The 14,940-nt window shown below is 41.8% G+C and carries 15 protein-coding genes; 5 read left to right on the forward strand and 10 right to left on the reverse strand.

The genetic code is table 11. The features are described 5' to 3' along the window. Positions 1-100: 100 nt before the first annotated feature. Positions 101-766, forward strand: a complete 666-nt coding sequence (locus ABJF92_RS06020; protein ID WP_446814911.1) for a TIGR04219 family outer membrane beta-barrel protein — start codon at positions 101-103, stop codon at positions 764-766. A 103-nt stretch (positions 767-869) separates the two neighbouring features. Here ABJF92_RS06020 and clpB read toward each other — a convergent pair whose 3' ends face one another. From clpB to rluD, 3 genes are all read right to left on the reverse strand, one after another. Then, positions 870-3,446, reverse strand: a complete 2,577-nt coding sequence (clpB, locus tag ABJF92_RS06025) for an ATP-dependent chaperone ClpB (protein ID WP_446814912.1) — start codon at positions 3,444-3,446, stop codon at positions 870-872. A 122-nt stretch (positions 3,447-3,568) separates the two neighbouring features. Continuing rightward, positions 3,569-4,303: a peptidoglycan editing factor PgeF gene (pgeF, locus tag ABJF92_RS06030; RefSeq protein ID WP_446814913.1), complete on the reverse strand. Its 735-nt coding sequence runs from the start codon at positions 4,301-4,303 to the stop codon at positions 3,569-3,571. Between the two features lie 243 nt (positions 4,304-4,546). Then, positions 4,547-5,530, reverse strand: a complete 984-nt coding sequence (gene rluD / locus ABJF92_RS06035) for a 23S rRNA pseudouridine(1911/1915/1917) synthase RluD (RefSeq protein ID WP_446814914.1) — start codon at positions 5,528-5,530, stop codon at positions 4,547-4,549. A 160-nt stretch (positions 5,531-5,690) separates the two neighbouring features. Here rluD and ABJF92_RS06040 point away from each other — a divergent pair, with 160 nt between their 5' ends. Beyond that, on the forward strand, positions 5,691-6,533 hold the full coding sequence (locus ABJF92_RS06040; RefSeq protein WP_446814915.1) for an outer membrane protein assembly factor BamD: 843 nt from the start codon (positions 5,691-5,693) through the stop codon (positions 6,531-6,533). A gap of 49 nt (positions 6,534-6,582) precedes the next feature. Here the strand turns inward: ABJF92_RS06040 and ABJF92_RS06045 are convergent, their stop codons facing one another. Further along, a complete protein-coding gene (locus tag ABJF92_RS06045) occupies positions 6,583-7,242 on the reverse strand; it encodes a glutathione S-transferase (protein ID WP_446814916.1) in 660 nt (219 codons plus the stop codon). A gap of 69 nt (positions 7,243-7,311) precedes the next feature. Next, positions 7,312-7,527, reverse strand: a complete 216-nt coding sequence (locus tag ABJF92_RS06050) for a cold-shock protein (protein ID WP_445977763.1) — start codon at positions 7,525-7,527, stop codon at positions 7,312-7,314. Between the two features lie 451 nt (positions 7,528-7,978). Between ABJF92_RS06050 and ABJF92_RS06055 the strand changes: the two genes are divergently transcribed. Together ABJF92_RS06055 and ABJF92_RS06060 are read left to right on the forward strand one after the other, a co-directional pair. Beyond that, a complete protein-coding gene (locus tag ABJF92_RS06055) occupies positions 7,979-9,190 on the forward strand; it encodes an ammonium transporter (protein ID WP_446814917.1) in 1,212 nt (403 codons plus the stop codon). A gap of 73 nt (positions 9,191-9,263) precedes the next feature. Then, positions 9,264-9,722, forward strand: a complete 459-nt coding sequence (locus ABJF92_RS06060) for a tRNA-uridine aminocarboxypropyltransferase (protein ID WP_446814918.1) — start codon at positions 9,264-9,266, stop codon at positions 9,720-9,722. On the opposite strand, the gene ABJF92_RS06065 is transcribed toward ABJF92_RS06060, so the two are convergent. The 5 genes from ABJF92_RS06065 to ABJF92_RS06085 all read right to left on the reverse strand — a co-directional run bounded on the left by ABJF92_RS06065 (position 9,712) and on the right by ABJF92_RS06085 (position 13,560). Next, the gene (locus ABJF92_RS06065; protein WP_446814919.1) at positions 9,712-10,434 is read right to left on the reverse strand and encodes a fumarylacetoacetate hydrolase family protein; all 723 of its coding nucleotides are present in this window, start codon (positions 10,432-10,434) and stop codon (positions 9,712-9,714) included. The two genes, ABJF92_RS06060 and ABJF92_RS06065, sit on opposite strands and share 11 nt — an antisense overlap. Before the next feature lie 19 nt (positions 10,435-10,453). Continuing rightward, entirely contained in the window at positions 10,454-11,092 is a 639-nt protein-coding gene (locus tag ABJF92_RS06070; RefSeq protein ID WP_446814920.1) for a cupin domain-containing protein, read from the reverse strand. A 244-nt stretch (positions 11,093-11,336) separates the two neighbouring features. Further along, positions 11,337-12,245, reverse strand: a complete 909-nt coding sequence (locus ABJF92_RS06075) for a porin (protein WP_446814921.1) — start codon at positions 12,243-12,245, stop codon at positions 11,337-11,339. Between the two features lie 424 nt (positions 12,246-12,669). Further along, complete coding sequence (locus ABJF92_RS06080) at positions 12,670-13,221, reverse strand: DUF2058 domain-containing protein (protein ID WP_446814922.1); 552 nt, start codon at positions 13,219-13,221, stop codon at positions 12,670-12,672. A 129-nt stretch (positions 13,222-13,350) separates the two neighbouring features. Continuing rightward, complete coding sequence (locus tag ABJF92_RS06085; RefSeq protein ID WP_012071288.1) at positions 13,351-13,560, reverse strand: cold-shock protein; 210 nt, start codon at positions 13,558-13,560, stop codon at positions 13,351-13,353. Positions 13,561-14,042: 482 nt separating this feature from the next. Between ABJF92_RS06085 and ABJF92_RS06090 the strand changes: the two genes are divergently transcribed. Continuing rightward, on the forward strand, positions 14,043-14,294 hold the full coding sequence (locus ABJF92_RS06090) for a hypothetical protein (protein WP_446814923.1): 252 nt from the start codon (positions 14,043-14,045) through the stop codon (positions 14,292-14,294). Positions 14,295-14,940: the final 646 nt, after the last annotated feature.

Raw genomic sequence — 14,940 nt, forward strand, 5'->3', positions numbered from 1 at the left:
AATCTTCTCCTTTTCACATTCTTTATTTATCTGGATTTTGTTTGCACACTATCTATAATGTGTCTAAACCTGTCTGTTTCTAAAATATGGATTTATGAAAATGAAAAAAGCCCTTTTACTCGCCTCTGTGTCTGCTGTGCTTACCGCCAATACAGCTTATGCCGATTTGCTTGGCGCCAATGCTGAATTTGGTATCTTTCAAGCTGAAAATACATTAACGACTGATAGTAGCTCTGTATTTGATCTTAAGGACGAATCTGGGCAATACTTCAGTGCCGACGTTCAGCACTTCATTCCTCTGATCCCGAATGTCCGTGTAGACGCCTTCAGCTTAAGCACAACAGGCACATCCACAACTGCTGGCGTTTCTTCAACGGCTAAGCTAGACATCGAGACTAAAGACATCACAGGCTATTACGGCCTAGGTCTACTTTGGGTAGGTATTGAGGGTGGTTTAACTGTCCGTAATCTTGAAATGGACTACGATGTAGGTGGTAGTACAACCTCTGTCAGCAAGTCTGCCATCCCTATGCTGTATTTAGCCGCGACCATTGATATCCCTGGAACGGGCATTACTCTTGCAGCTGAATCAAAAGTTATCTCATCTTTTGATGACACAACCATAGACGATGAAACATTCAAAATTCAATACAGCACACCTTTCCTTGTAGGCGTTGAAGCCGGTTACCGCAGTCTTGAGCAAAAGGTTAAAAACACTGAATCAAAAACCTCTGGTTACTTTATTGGTGTAACACTAGACATTTAAGCAAGACCAAAAAAAACCTCTAGCAACAAAGGTGAAGTGACCCCATAGAGTTGGACACTTCAAAAGCTAGAGGTTTTTATTTTTCTCCCCAAGAAGTTCAATACTATTTTGAGAAGCTAATCACTTCGCCCTGTACCTGAGCTTTGATTTGATCTCCACTTATAAATTTACCTGACAGAAGATCATTCGCTAATGGGTTTTCAATCCATTGCTGAATCGCGCGTTTTAAAGGTCTTGCACCATAAACTGGGTCATACCCCACTTCTGACAATTTATCCAAAACCTGTTCGTCCAACTCTAACGATAACCCCATTTCTTCAAGGCGTTGATTAAGGTGAACTAATTGAATACTCGCAATACCTTTAATTTGAGATTGTAACAGTGGGTGAAATACTACGGTTTCATCAATACGGTTGATGAACTCTGGACGAAAATGCCCTGACACCACCTCCATGACTCGAGATTTAATGTCTTCATACTGCTCATTAGAACGGAAATCCTGAATAACGTCTGAGCCTAAATTTGAAGTCATGACGATAACAGTGTTCCTAAAGTCCACTGTTCGGCCCTGTCCGTCCGTTAAACGTCCATCATCTAATACCTGTAATAAGATATTAAATACATCAGGGTGAGCTTTCTCCACTTCATCTAACAACAGCACTGAATAAGGTCGACGACGTACCGCTTCCGTTAAATAACCACCCTCTTCATAACCTACATAACCCGGCGGCGCACCGATTAGACGAGCAACAGAATGCTTTTCCATAAATTCAGACATGTCTACCCGCACCATAGCTTGTTCGGTATCAAACAGGAAACGCGCAAGAGATTTACACAATTCAGTTTTACCCACTCCTGTAGGCCCTAGAAACAAGAAAGAACCGTTAGGCCGATTAGGGTCTGCCAAACCAGAGCGCGAGCGTCTCACAGCATTAGAGACAGCGGAAACGGCCTCTTCCTGACCAATAACAGATTTATGTAAAGCACCTTCCATTGAAAGCAGTTTTTCTCGTTCTCCTGTGAGCATTTTATCTACTGGAATACCGGTCCAACGAGACACGACTGTGGCGATTTCTTCTTCCGTAACTCGACGTTTAAGAAGCTGCATATCTGTCGTCTCTTCCATTTGACTGGCCTTTTCAATTTCCGCCTCCAGCATTGGAATAATGCCGTACTGTAATTCAGACATTTTCGCCAAATTACCTTCACGGCGCGCTTCTTCCATCTCATGCCGAACGGTTTCCAATTCCTCTTTGAGCTTTTGCGCACCCTGCACCGCGGCTTTTTCCGCACTCCAAATTTCCTCTAAATCACTAAACTGTTTTTGCAACTCAGAGATTTCGTCTGACAGTTCCTGCAAACGCTGCTTAGAAGCTTTGTCTGTTTCTTTTTTTAGGGCTTCCTGCTCTATTTTTAATTGAATAAGGCGGCGCTCTAAACGATCCATATTCTCCGGTTTAGAGTCCATTTCCATTCGGATACGGCTGGCGGCCTCATCAATCAAATCGATGGCTTTATCAGGTAATTGACGATCCGTAATATAACGCTGAGACAGTTTCGCAGCCGAAATAATAGCTGAGTCTGTAATATCAACACCATGATGCACTTCATAACGCTCTTTTAGACCGCGAAGAATGGCAATGGAATCCAACACACTTGGCTCTTCCACCAACACCTTTTGGAAGCGGCGCTCAAGGGCGGCATCTTTTTCAATATATTGCCGATATTCATCGAGCGTTGTTGCACCTACACAATGCAATTCACCACGAGCTAATGCAGGCTTAAGCATATTACCGGCATCCATAGAGCCTTCTGATTTACCGGCACCGACCATGGTATGAATTTCATCGATAAACAAGATGACTTGCCCTTCTTGCTTAGAAAGCTCACTTAATACTGCTTTAAGACGTTCCTCAAACTCACCACGATATTTTGCCCCAGCAATCAAGGTACCCATATCTAGCGACAAGACTCGCTTATTTTTTAGCCCCTCAGGTACCTCACCATTAATGATACGTTGGGCAAGCCCTTCCACTATGGCGGTTTTACCGACCCCAGGCTCACCGATCAAAACAGGGTTATTTTTACGGCGGCGTTGAAGCACTTGAATGGTTCGTCGAATTTCATCATCTCGACCAATAACTGGGTCGAGCTTACCTTGGGCTGCGCGCTCCGTCACATCAACCGTGTATTTATCCAGAGCTTGACGATTCTCTTCAGCATTAGGGTCGTTAACCGAATCGCCGCCACGAACTTGATCAATTATGGTCGAGATATCAGCTTTGGTTATGCCAGAAGCCTTAAGCGCTTTGGCTAGGTCATCTTTACCGTCAAACATAGCCATAAGCATTAATTCAGATGATATGAACTGATCTTTGCGTTTCTGCGCTTCTTTATCAGCAAGGTTTAACAAACGCCCCACTTCTGGAGACATCTGTACATTGCCATCATGGTCTTGCACTTGCGGCAGTCGCGTCACTAAACCATTCAAACTTTCACGGAAGCTACCTACAGATAGCCCTGCTTGTTGTAAGATAGGTCGCACACTGCCACCTTGCTGATCCAGCAAAGAAATCAAAATATGCACAGGTTCGATATAGGTATGATCATGCCCAAGGGCGACAGATTGAGCATCTGAAAGGGCTAGTTGAAGCTTGCTGGTTAAACGGTCGATTCTCATGGTGACCTCCTGACGACGAATAAGGTTAAGTAACTCTTTGTGTCTTTTATAAGCCCAAAAAGTGACTTTTCAATAGCAGGGTGTCATTTTTTTGACAGTCCATCATTCAAGAAGAGAGTTCATCACTCAATCCAAATCACCGATGCCATTCGGCCTGTTTTGCCATCACGACGATAGGAGTAAAAACGGTCTTTTTCTAGATAAGTACAAAACTCTCCCCCGTATACATTGGTCACGCCCGCCAAGGCAAGGCGCTGCTTGGCTAACCGATACAAGTCCCCCAGCCACTTTCCATTATCTTTTTGCGTGAAAGCTTGCTCGGCCTCTGAATCTTTCTCAATAAAAGCCTCACGCACTTCAGAGCCTACTTCAAATGCCTCTGGCCCTATAGCAGGTCCAAGCCAAGCCATCACTTCTTGCCCTTCAAATGCCGCCAAGGTTTGCTCTAGGACGCCTTCACAAAGCCCTCTCCAGCCAGCATGAGCAACCGCTACTTTTGTTCCAGCAAAGTCACAAAAAAGTACCGGCAGACAATCCGCCGTAAGGACCGCACACACCTGCTGCGGAATGTCGGTAAAGGCCGCATCCGAGGGGACATCGCTACAGCTAGAAGGTAGTTTTTTTACAGCTGTACCATGCACTTGGCTCAGCCAAACAAGAGAGTCTGGCATAGCAATAGCCTGAGCAAATAAATGACGATTCTGGACCACATGATCCGGCTCATCCCCCACATGACCTCCAAGGTTAAGGGAATCAAACTCGCCCTCACTTACGCCTCCCTTGCGGGTTGAAACATAAGCCTTCACGTTTACAGGAGCTGGCCAATCGGGCATTAAAAAACGCTTTGTACTTGTCATAGTAGAACCTTATTAAAGGCGAGATTATGGATAAAAGTAATGAGAGACATTAGCAACTTAAGCGTCATACCGACAACTGTTTTACCCGTTTTTTACTAATACGCAGACTTGTGGAATAGACTATGATATCGAGGGAGAGGGAGAGAAAGAAACAGGTAACACTCAAGTTTTATGAGTTCGTGAGAAAAGAAGCTGATGCAGCCCCAGAAAGCTGAGACTGCAGTGTGGTTATTGTCGCTTTGGCTAGAAGTATTCTGAATCGTTACTGCCCGATTCAACCATATCGGTTTTAAGAGAGGCGAGTAATTGCTGCATATCTTCTGGCAAGTCGATTTCCCACTCCATCCATTCCCCAGTGATTGGGTGGGCCAATTCAAGCTTCTTCGCGTGTAGCGCTTGGCGACGAAAATGACGTAAAGATTCCTGCAATTCAGGAGAGCAAGCTTTAGGCATTTTTAAGCGACCGCCGTATTGCGGATCACCCACTAACGGATACTGAATAAACGCCATATGCACACGAATTTGGTGCGTTCGGCCCGTTTCTAACTTCAAACGCACATGAGTGTGGTTTTTATAGCGTTCCACTAAACGGTAGTGTGTTACGGCATCTTTACCATTTACTGGCTCTACCGCTTGTTTCTGCCGATTATGAGGGTGACGACCAATGGGCTCATCGACAATTCCACCACCAGTCATGACACCAATGGTAATGGCTTCATATTCACGCCCCATGCTGCGCTCTTGTAGTTGCGCCACTAGATCCGTTTGTGCAGCCAAGGTTTTTGCCACTACCATCAAACCTGTGGTTTCTTTATCTAATCGGTGGACGATACCCGCTCGTGGAATGTGTGCAGTCTCAGGAGCGTGATGCAAAATTGCATTCATCAAGGTGCCGTCACGGTTTCCGACAGCTGGATGGACAACTAAACCTGCTGGTTTATTTACGATGATGATGTCGTCATCTTCGTAGATGATATCCAATGGCATCTCTTGGGCTTCATGATCTTCTTGATCTTCAATCAAGACATCTAGCGAAATAACTTCGCCGCCAAATAGTTTTTCTTTAGGTTTAGTTACCTTGCCATCTACTTTTAGTTCGCCCTCTTTAATCCAAATTTTTATTCTCGACCGGGAATAATCGCTGAAGATTTCTGCCGCAATTTGATCAAATCGATTTCCGCTTAAATCGAACGGAACCTGGGCTTCTTTTACTATGCGCTCTGCCATACAATGTACTTATGCTTGTTGTTCAAGGTCTCTAGAAAGTATCATAGGGACCTAATGTGAAAAAAACGTGTAGCGCCTTGTTCTTCATTTTTTTTCGTAATATAACGCTACAAATGCCGATTGAGGCCAATCTACTACTTTACCAAGGTTTTTATTATACATGGGATTTCATCACTCGTTGCTCCGATTCGTAGGAATCATTAGTTTTTCTTTACTTGTCGCCGCTTGTTCTAGCAAGCCAGTCCATGAACCGGACCTTCCTGAGCAGGTTTACTATGACAAAGCTCAACAAGCGATCGAAGAAGGGCTTCCGGTTACTGCCATTAAACACTTAAAAGATTTAGATGCTCGTTATCCATTTGGAGAATACAGCACCCGTGCTGAACTGGATCTTATTTACGCTCAATACGAAGCTGGGGAATATATTGCCGCTCACGCCTCTGCTGATCGTTTCATTAAGAATCATCCAAGCCATGAGCTGTTAGACTATGTGTACTATATGCGTGCATTGTCTACCTATACAGGCACTCAGACCTTAGTCGCACGTTATCTAAACACAGACCCAAGTAACAGAGACTCAAAGGAGTTTACTCAATCCTTCAATGAACTTGGTGATTTGTTGGCACGCTACCCAAATAGCCAATACGCTCCCGATGCTAAGGCCAGAATGCAGCATTTACGTGAAATTATTGCCAAGCATGAAGTTCAAGTTGCGTTTTATTATCTGAAACGCAAAGCGCCGTTATCGGCATTACGACGTAGCCAAGAAGTCATTGAGCATTACCCTAGTAGCTTGTCAGTAGAAAGGGCTTTAGCCATCAGTGTGCAATCTTACTATGACCTGAATCAAGATGATTTGGCGAAACTAAATATCAGTGTTTTACAAAATAACTACCCAGATACAGAGTATTTAGATGAGTCGGGGGATTTTATAGCGTTATCTTTACCGAGTGATGCAGACCCAGGATTTTTATACTGGGTAACCTTTGGCTTGATAGATTAATAACAACTTGGCGTACTTCTAACGTTATAGGAAGTACGCCTTTTTATTATTATGGAAACAAAACCTCTGTCTGCTCACTTTCCCATCGCGGATATTTTTTCATTACTAATTCAAACGTCTTAGAATCCAAAAAGCCTTTCAACCACTCCTTTACTGAATCATATTCACTAGCACTAAACCAAGCAGCATTGACTCCGGCAAACTGACGAATAAATGGAAATATAGCAATATCTGCCAAGCTCATATCTTTACCCAATAAATAGTCCTGCTGACTTAAGCGCAAATTCAATCGTTTTAAGAATATACAAGCCTTACTGCGATAATACTCTTCGCTGTGGTCTGGATAGCGGTCAGCATACTTATACCTATCTAACCAATATTTGAAGTGATTGTCATTGTAATTTATCCAAGTACTTATTTTAGAGGCCAGCCTTCTATCAGCTGGCCATAACAGATCTACACGACCTTTCAGCTCACTTTGAGACAAAGCAAAGTGCATAATATCCGCACTCTCTTCATACCGTTGACCATCCACATTGATCAACTGTGGAACTGTCGTACGACCTCCCAAGGCTAGAAGTTGAGGAGGTTTATCCTTAAGAACCACCTCTCTTAGCACTACAGGTACTTGTAAAAAGGCTAAACAGTAGCGCGCACGTATCGCATAGGGGCAACGACGAAATGAATATAATACTGGTAACACAAACATGTCCTTACATTACGGGCATAAAAAAGCCATGCTTATGAAACATGGCTTTTTAAACAAAGAAAGCAAACGCTATTCAACTATTGTTACATTCTCTGCTTGAGGGCCTTTTTGACCTTGAGTGACTTCAAAGCTTACTTTTTGGCCTTCTAGAAGAGTACGACGACCGGTACCATTAATTGCGCGAAAATGAACGAACACATCTGAACCACCATCTTGCTCAATAAATCCAAAACCTTTCTCGTCGTTAAACCACTTAACAATACCTGAAACTAACTGACCTGACATACAAACCTCAATTCTTATTTAAATTGTTCTTGTAGAACAAACTACTCATTAAGCTAAAAGTCATTAAGCCTTTTGCCATCTTATAAAAGTTAGAATAATTAAATAAAACTAACTCTTATGATAATAAAGCCTTAAAAATAAAATAGGAAGCCAATAAAAACCCAGATTTTAAAAACATAAAAAATAATATTTCTTTGTAGCACCATGAAAAACTTAACCTTCTGTTCAACCTCTCATTAAAAAGCACCAAAACAAAACACAAAAAGCACCAAAAACAAACACAAAAAGCACCAAAAACAAACGTCCGCACCATAAAAAAGCAAAAATGGAATGTTTCTTGCTTATTATTGCGACCCACTTGGCAAAGAGCTCAAAAAGACAGAATTTAAGTTCTAACAGAGTGCAAAAACAACAATCAGCACCGTACAGGTGCATTTTTAGGAGTCATTTCGTGATATCAACCCAAAGCGCAGTAGAAATGCTGGTAGCAAGCTCAAACACTTTTTTTATTTTATTAGGCGCAATCATGGTTTTTGCCATGCATGCAGGTTTTGCCTTTCTAGAAGTCGGTACGGTTCGACATAAGAACCAAGTGAATGCCTTAGTCAAAATAATGACAGATTTTGCGGTATCCGCCTTAGTCTATTTCTTTGTCGGTTATCAAATTGCCTATGGAATCAATTTCTTTGAAAGCGCCAGCAGTCTTGCTGAACAAAACGGCTATACATTAGTAAAATTCTTTTTCCTAATGACCTTCGCTGCAGCAATACCAGCGATTATTTCTGGTGGCGTCGCTGAACGAGCAAAATTCTATCCCATGCTTATTTCCGCTGCTATTATTGTCGGTCTCGCCTATCCATTTTTTGAAGGCCTTATTTGGAATGGCAACTATGGGTTTCAGGATTGGTTGACAGCAACTTACGGCGCGCCATTTCATGATTTTGCAGGCTCTGTCGTTGTTCATGCTTTCGGTGGCTGGGTTGCGCTGGCTGCAATTATACTGCTTGGCACTCGTAACGGCCGCTTCCGCAATGGCAAACTCGTTGCTTTTGCCCCATCCAACATCCCTTTTCTTGCGCTAGGCGCTTGGATACTTTGCATTGGTTGGTTTGGGTTTAATGTTATGTCGGCTCAAACCCTAGATGGTATCAGTGGCCTAGTAGCAGTCAATTCATTGATGGCGATGGTTGGTGGTATCGTTGCGGCGATGATACTTGGTAAAAATGACCCAGGCTTTATTCATAACGGCCCTCTTGCTGGGCTTGTCGCAATCTGTGCTGGTTCAGACATTATGCATCCGATTGGAGCGCTGGTTACGGGCCTAGTCGCTGGCGCGCTATTCACTTGGCTATTTACCTTGATTCAACAAAAGTTCAAGCAAGTAGATGACGTCCTTGGTGTATGGCCTCTACACGGCATCTGTGGCGCTTGGGGTGGCATAGCAGCAGGTATCTTTGGCTTAGAGAGCTTTGCAGGCTTAGGCGGCGTTAGCTTTCTCTCGCAAATTATAGGTACTTTTACAGGAGTTGTATTTGCGACTGTTAGTGGCTTAGTCGTCTACGGTGCTATCAAGTCGATCAGTGGTGTACGCCTAAGCGAAGAAGAAGAGTTTAATGGAGCCGATTTATCCATCCATAAAATTGGATCTGTCAGTAAAGAGTAATTTCTTATAAGCTTAACTCTAATATTCATGCCCTGCTTTCGCAGGGCTTTTTTTAGGGCAATAAGATACTGCAATGAAAATTTGGTTACTCACCCATAGCGAAGAACTCAAAAAGCCAAGTGCAACAGGACCGCTCGTTAAGCAACACTTAATAGAAGAATGCGAGGTCATCACTTGGTCAAGGGTTTGCCCCCCAAAAGAAATTCTTGAACTTCCAAAAGATAGAACCATCTTAGTGTATTTAACAGATGACACCACTAAACGAGCTCTCGAAGATGGTGCCTTGAGTGCTGAGCACATCATTGTGATTGATGGTACTTGGCAGCAAGCACGAAAAATGTATAACCAATCACCTTACTTACATGACTTAAAGCACTATCAAATTGAAGGTGAAACATCTGTCTTTAGTAAACGTCGTAACCAAAAAGATGCCGGCCTATGTACAGCTGAAGTGGCGCTTCACTTTCTAAAAAAGCGCCAACACCCTAAAACACAACTCTTACAGCATAGCTTTCATGCGTTTAATCAGTAACCTTAAGACTGATTGAACCTAAATGCTCAATACTGGCATCCATTACATCTCCAACCTTTACAGCGCCCACATTTTCAGGGGTTCCTGTCATAATGAGATCACCAGGACGCAATTCGAAGACTTCAGACAGCTTACAAATGACTTCTTCAATCGACCAAGTAAGGTGAGAAATATCACTCTTTTGCTTCACCTCCGAGTTTACCTGCAAAACGATTTCTGCCTTAGTAAGGTCTTTTGCAATAGCATGATTATTCAAGATTATTGGGCTCATTGGAGCAGACAAATCAAAAGACTTACCTACCTCCCAAGGACGACCTTTCTTCTTAGCTTGGGCTTGTAAGTCCCTACGAGTCATATCAAGACCAACACTGAACCCTAGAATGCTTTCTTGCGCCTGCTCAATAGAAAGATTGTTACCACCTTTTCCAATTGCAACAACCAACTCCACTTCATATTCAAACTGCTCAGTAGCCATTGGATAAGCTAGGTCTGTCTGATTAGAAAATTCAACTGGCAAAACACAAGACGCATCCTTGGCAAAAAAGAATGGAGGATCTCGATCTGGGTCATCACCCATTTCTCGAGAGTGAGCAGCATAATTGCGACCAACGCAATATACTCGTCCTACAGGGAAAAGCTGCTCGCTCCCCTTAACAGGCAAGTAAACTCTTTGTTGTTCGGCAACAATACAATCAATATCTGCACTACTCATTAAGTGGGTACTCCTTAACTTAAAAATGTCCTGATTTTATCCATAACAAAGTTGAAGACTTTACCTGCCACTCATCACAGTGAAAATTCGGCACTCTCATCCAACTACCAGTTTGAAGTTCAAAATTATCATAAACAGCCTCACCAGAAACAACAAAAATTTCAACACAACTTGAGAGATCTAACAATGAGAGCACATTAATCTCAGGAGACATTCGTACCAACCAAACAGATTCCTGCCCAAAGCAATAAAGCAACTCACTTGCGGCCTCATTACCACACCAAAAGTGCGCAGGTGTTTTAATACAAGAATTTAAATCTGTTTCTTGAAATTGATGTAACTTTACAAATAACAGACACCCTTTCTCACTATAGGGAGCATGACTACTTCCAGGCGGGTTTCTAAAATAACTTCCTGCTGGATAATCTCCATTTTCATCAGAAAATATACCATCAAGCACTAATATTTCTTCGCCTAAGGGATGAGGATGGGGGCGAAACAATGAACCTGCTTCGTATTGAACTAGACTCGTAGCGTGACCTCTTTCCGCTTCGGCTCGAGCTAGCGGCTTGCGCAAAACGCCAGCCATTGGACTTAATTGCCATTCTTGCTGGGCGCTATGTACTAAAACAAATTCACTAAAATCCATATTAATCATAGCCAACCCCAATAAACAGTAAACGATTAAGTCTAACGTTTTGATCAAATAACAATCAAGTTCTTTATTGAAACTCAGAAAACCCAAAAAAAAAGGCACCAGATGTTGCCATCTGATGCCAAGGAATGTTCCAACAATCTGCTATTAAAGAAGAAATATGGAACCTTGAATGATCGTATTTAACATAAGGCTTTTCGCACTTAGGTGCGAAAAGCCTTAGAGTAAATAAAATCGTTAAACGATCTTAGAAACCGTAGTACACACCTACTGCAGAAGTAGAGTCTTCAGATTCTCCGAACTGACCAACTTCACCGTATACATAAATGTTTGCAGCGACGTCATAAGTAATACCAACACCATATTCATCGTAATCTTTAGAAGATGCAGCATCTAGATCAACAGTTTGGTATGAGCCATAGATATCACCCATGCCATAGCCGTAACGTGCAGAAACACCTAGGATATCCTGAGTCTTATCTTCGTTTTCGTATTTAAGGCCAACATTAAGATTAGGTAGTACATCGAAGCCAATGTTTAGACCTGTCGTTGCATTCTCATCAGAAGTGTTATCGTTAGAATCGTAACCAACGGCAACAGTAAGAGCGTCAACAGAATATTTGATTACAGATGTTACAGCAGTACCGTAATTTACATCACCATTAACATTGCCATCACCTTTAGCTTGAGCTGACAACTGTACTTCAAAACCACCAAAGCTTGGTGAGAAGTAAGCAACAGTATCGCCTTCACTTGTAGTTGAAGCGCTTTCAAAGCCTAGGTATTCAAACTGGTCAACAGAGTCTTGGATTGCATTGTTGTAAATGCTATCGAAAGTACCCGCTTGAACAGTACCAAATCCACCTTTCACACCAACAAAGGCTTGGTCAAGACCTACACTTACATCACTATTTTTTTCGTCTGCATCAGCTTCAAGCTCATATTTGAAAAAAGCCGTTAGATCTTCATTTACTTTAGTCTCACCCTTGATACCAAAAGTAGAACCATTGTCAGCGAAAGAAGAACCACCAGAACCTTCTCCGTACGCGTATTGGATATTACCGTAAAGGTCTACAGTCGTTTCTTCAGCAGCATTAGCTGAAACAGAAGCAAGAGCCGCGCTTGATACAGCTAGAGCAATAATTGATTTTTTCATTCTCGTTTCCCTTTATAGATGCAATTTACTTTTTTTCTAATGAATGCTCGATACATGCAAGCAACAGTCATTTAATCTAAACATTTCTACAAAATTGACAATAAGTTAGAGCTTACTTGCATAGTCTTATCTTTATCTGTTCTTTATTTTTGAGAAAAGTTAAATAAAAAGGAAATAAAATCAAATAAAGACAAATGCTTATTTTTTATTTCCCATAAAATCATAGGGTTAGAAACATATAGTAGGAAATGTGTAAGAAAAAGACTTAAAACATGTCTCTTTAGCGACACATAGTGCAATGTAATCGTAAAAACACACTTGAGAAATGTGCAAAAAGGCAGAAAGTAGGAGGAGAAAATGGGATATCAGGAAGAAAAAAACGCAAAAGTGGACATTAATTTGCCCACTTCTATGAAATAAAGGACTACCACATCAAATCGTCAGGGATTTTAAAGTCAGCATAAGGATCATCTTCATCCTCAGCCTCCTCTACACGATTGTTGCACACCAGTATGTAACTCTCGTCTCTTTGCTTGATTTTAAGCGCTACAGGTTCTGCGACTAACTCATACTTATCATCGAGTTTAGCTATTGCTAAACGACCACGACTCAACTCATTATGCATTGATTGGCTGATATACAACTGCTTAACTTTTTTCTCATCCGTAAAATGATAAGCGATATCCCCTTCTTCTTTAGGAATCTTGTTCTGCTCAATCATCTGACGGATTTGACCTTGTATAGCCTTATGCTCAAGCTGTTTCTGCTTTTCAAGATTCAACTCACGGTCTTTTTGTGCTTTATCTTCGCGCTGCTTTTTAAGTTCGGCTTGGCGAGCACTGTCATCGATAGGTGCCGCTTTGCCATTTTTAACCTTTTGCTTGTGTTGTAGTTTTTCTGCTTTTAACTTGTTAGCTTTTTTCTTATTAATAAGCCCAGCACCTAATAGCTGCTCTTGTAACGACTTGGCGGCCATATTTTCCTCCAGAAACAATCTCAATGCACAGATCTAAAATAACGTTCACTATGTACAAAAACAAAAAAAGCGACTTAAAAGTCGCTTTTTAGCATTCGCACTGCTGAGAAAAAACTCAGCAACGTTACCTTATAAAGGTGTAACGTTTTGAGCTTCAGGGCCTTTTTTGCCTTGAGCTACTTGGAATTCAACTTTTTGGCCTTCAGCCAAAGTTTTGAAACCAGAAGTGTTGATTGCAGAGAAGTGAACAAAAACGTCAGGACCTTGATCCTGAGTGATGAAACCGAAACCTTTAGTTTCGTTGAAAAATTTTACTGTACCAGTAACTACGTCAGACATGTCTGTTTATCCTGTAGATTAAGTTAATTTACTCGTAGAAAATATTATCTACGATATAGTGCTAAAAAAACTCGGTATTACTTATGACTTAACAGGACCGAACATACTGACGTATTATTCGCAACTCTGGACATAAATATTGCCAACTCTTTTAAACGAACTTGATTGTAGTCCTCATAGAGGCACCGGGTCAATCATGTTTTCGATATTTTCTATAAATAAATGCAATTAAATTATATACAGCTAAAGTTAAATGCCCCCAGATACCACAGCCCAACACAATTTTAGCGAACCTAGCCTTATGCTGGTCCAGCTTTAGCGACAGATAGAGGCTATTAAAAGAGTCGCAAACATACGTACGATACAACTGGTTTCATAGGCAACACCCATTCCACCTATCACTAGAGGTGAAAGACAAAACCAAACAAATATTCATGAAACGTATATAGAAGATTGTGGATTTACTAGACAGGCGCAAGTAAATGGATAATCACAACCTGCTTTGTTTCAATGGTCAGAACGAAAACTCGCTGAAAAACTTACGTTATCTACAAAAGGTTTTCCGCGTCAGCCTGAAGGCTGACCCACTGTTGGTCATTAGTATAAATCAGGCTGATCTTGTAGGTTCGGCTTTAGCCGAAGGCGGAATTGATAGCAATCATACAATCAAAAGATTTCCCCAAATATCTTCAGTCACCTCGGCTAATGAAAAACTTACGTTATCGTCAATATGATTTCCGCGTCAGCCTGAAAGCGGACCTACGGTTGATCATCAGTATATGTGAAGCTAATGTTGTAGGTTCGGCTTTAGCCGAAGGCGGAGTTGATGGTAGTCCAGCGCATCATGCAATTCAAAGATTAACCCAAATATCTTCAGTCACCGCGGCTAATAAAAAACTTACGTTATCGTCAACATGATTTCCGCGTCAGCCTGAAGGCTAACCTACGGTGGGTCATTAGTATAAATCAGGCTGATCTTGTAGGTTCGGCTTTAGCCGAAGGCGGATTTGATGGTAGTCCAGCGCAATCATGCAATTCAAAGATTAACTCAAACATCATCGTAAGCGTGGCTAATGAAAACTTACGTTATCCTCAACGTGATTTCCGCGTCAGCCTGAAGGCTGACCTTCGGTTGATCATCAGTATATGTGAAGCTAATCTTGTAGGTTCGGCTTTAGCCGAAGGCGGAATTGATGGCAATCAAGCGCAAACATGCAATCCAAAGATTAACTCAAACATAATCGGTAAGTGTGACTAATGAAAAATATGCTTTATTTTCAAAATGATTTCCGCGTCAGCCTGAAGGCGGACCTACGGTTAGTCATCAGCATTTATTGGATGTGTTGCTTTCAAGGAGGGAAGGTTGTGGATTTGTATTTA

This window comes from Marinomonas sp. (genome assembly GCF_039940335.1).
Lineage (GTDB): Bacteria > Pseudomonadota > Gammaproteobacteria > Pseudomonadales > Marinomonadaceae > Marinomonas.

What these genes read in the sequence shown, in the direction of transcription:
- ABJF92_RS06065 (WP_446814919.1), bottom strand. Translation starts at nt 10,434, where the DNA reads ATGAGTAGTGCAGATATTGATTGTATTGTTGCCGAACAACAAAGAGTT.
- ABJF92_RS06070 (WP_446814920.1), bottom strand. Translation starts at nt 11,092, where the DNA reads ATGATTAATATGGATTTTAGTGAATTTGTTTTAGTACATAGCGCCCAG.
- ABJF92_RS06020 (WP_446814911.1), top strand. Translation starts at nt 101, where the DNA reads ATGAAAAAAGCCCTTTTACTCGCCTCTGTGTCTGCTGTGCTTACCGCC.
- ABJF92_RS06090 (WP_446814923.1), top strand. Translation starts at nt 14,043, where the DNA reads ATGGATAATCACAACCTGCTTTGTTTCAATGGTCAGAACGAAAACTCG.
- ABJF92_RS06050 (WP_445977763.1), bottom strand. Translation starts at nt 7,527, where the DNA reads ATGTCAGGTCAGTTAGTTTCAGGTATTGTTAAGTGGTTTAACGACGAG.
- rluD (WP_446814914.1), bottom strand. Translation starts at nt 5,530, where the DNA reads ATGGCAGAGCGCATAGTAAAAGAAGCCCAGGTTCCGTTCGATTTAAGC.
- ABJF92_RS06045 (WP_446814916.1), bottom strand. Translation starts at nt 7,242, where the DNA reads ATGTTTGTGTTACCAGTATTATATTCATTTCGTCGTTGCCCCTATGCG.
- ABJF92_RS06040 (WP_446814915.1), top strand. Translation starts at nt 5,691, where the DNA reads ATGGGATTTCATCACTCGTTGCTCCGATTCGTAGGAATCATTAGTTTT.
- clpB (WP_446814912.1), bottom strand. Translation starts at nt 3,446, where the DNA reads ATGAGAATCGACCGTTTAACCAGCAAGCTTCAACTAGCCCTTTCAGAT.
- ABJF92_RS06075 (WP_446814921.1), bottom strand. Translation starts at nt 12,245, where the DNA reads ATGAAAAAATCAATTATTGCTCTAGCTGTATCAAGCGCGGCTCTTGCT.
- ABJF92_RS06060 (WP_446814918.1), top strand. Translation starts at nt 9,264, where the DNA reads ATGAAAATTTGGTTACTCACCCATAGCGAAGAACTCAAAAAGCCAAGT.
- ABJF92_RS06085 (WP_012071288.1), bottom strand. Translation starts at nt 13,560, where the DNA reads ATGTCTGACGTAGTTACTGGTACAGTAAAATTTTTCAACGAAACTAAA.
- pgeF (WP_446814913.1), bottom strand. Translation starts at nt 4,303, where the DNA reads ATGACAAGTACAAAGCGTTTTTTAATGCCCGATTGGCCAGCTCCTGTA.
- ABJF92_RS06080 (WP_446814922.1), bottom strand. Translation starts at nt 13,221, where the DNA reads ATGGCCGCCAAGTCGTTACAAGAGCAGCTATTAGGTGCTGGGCTTATT.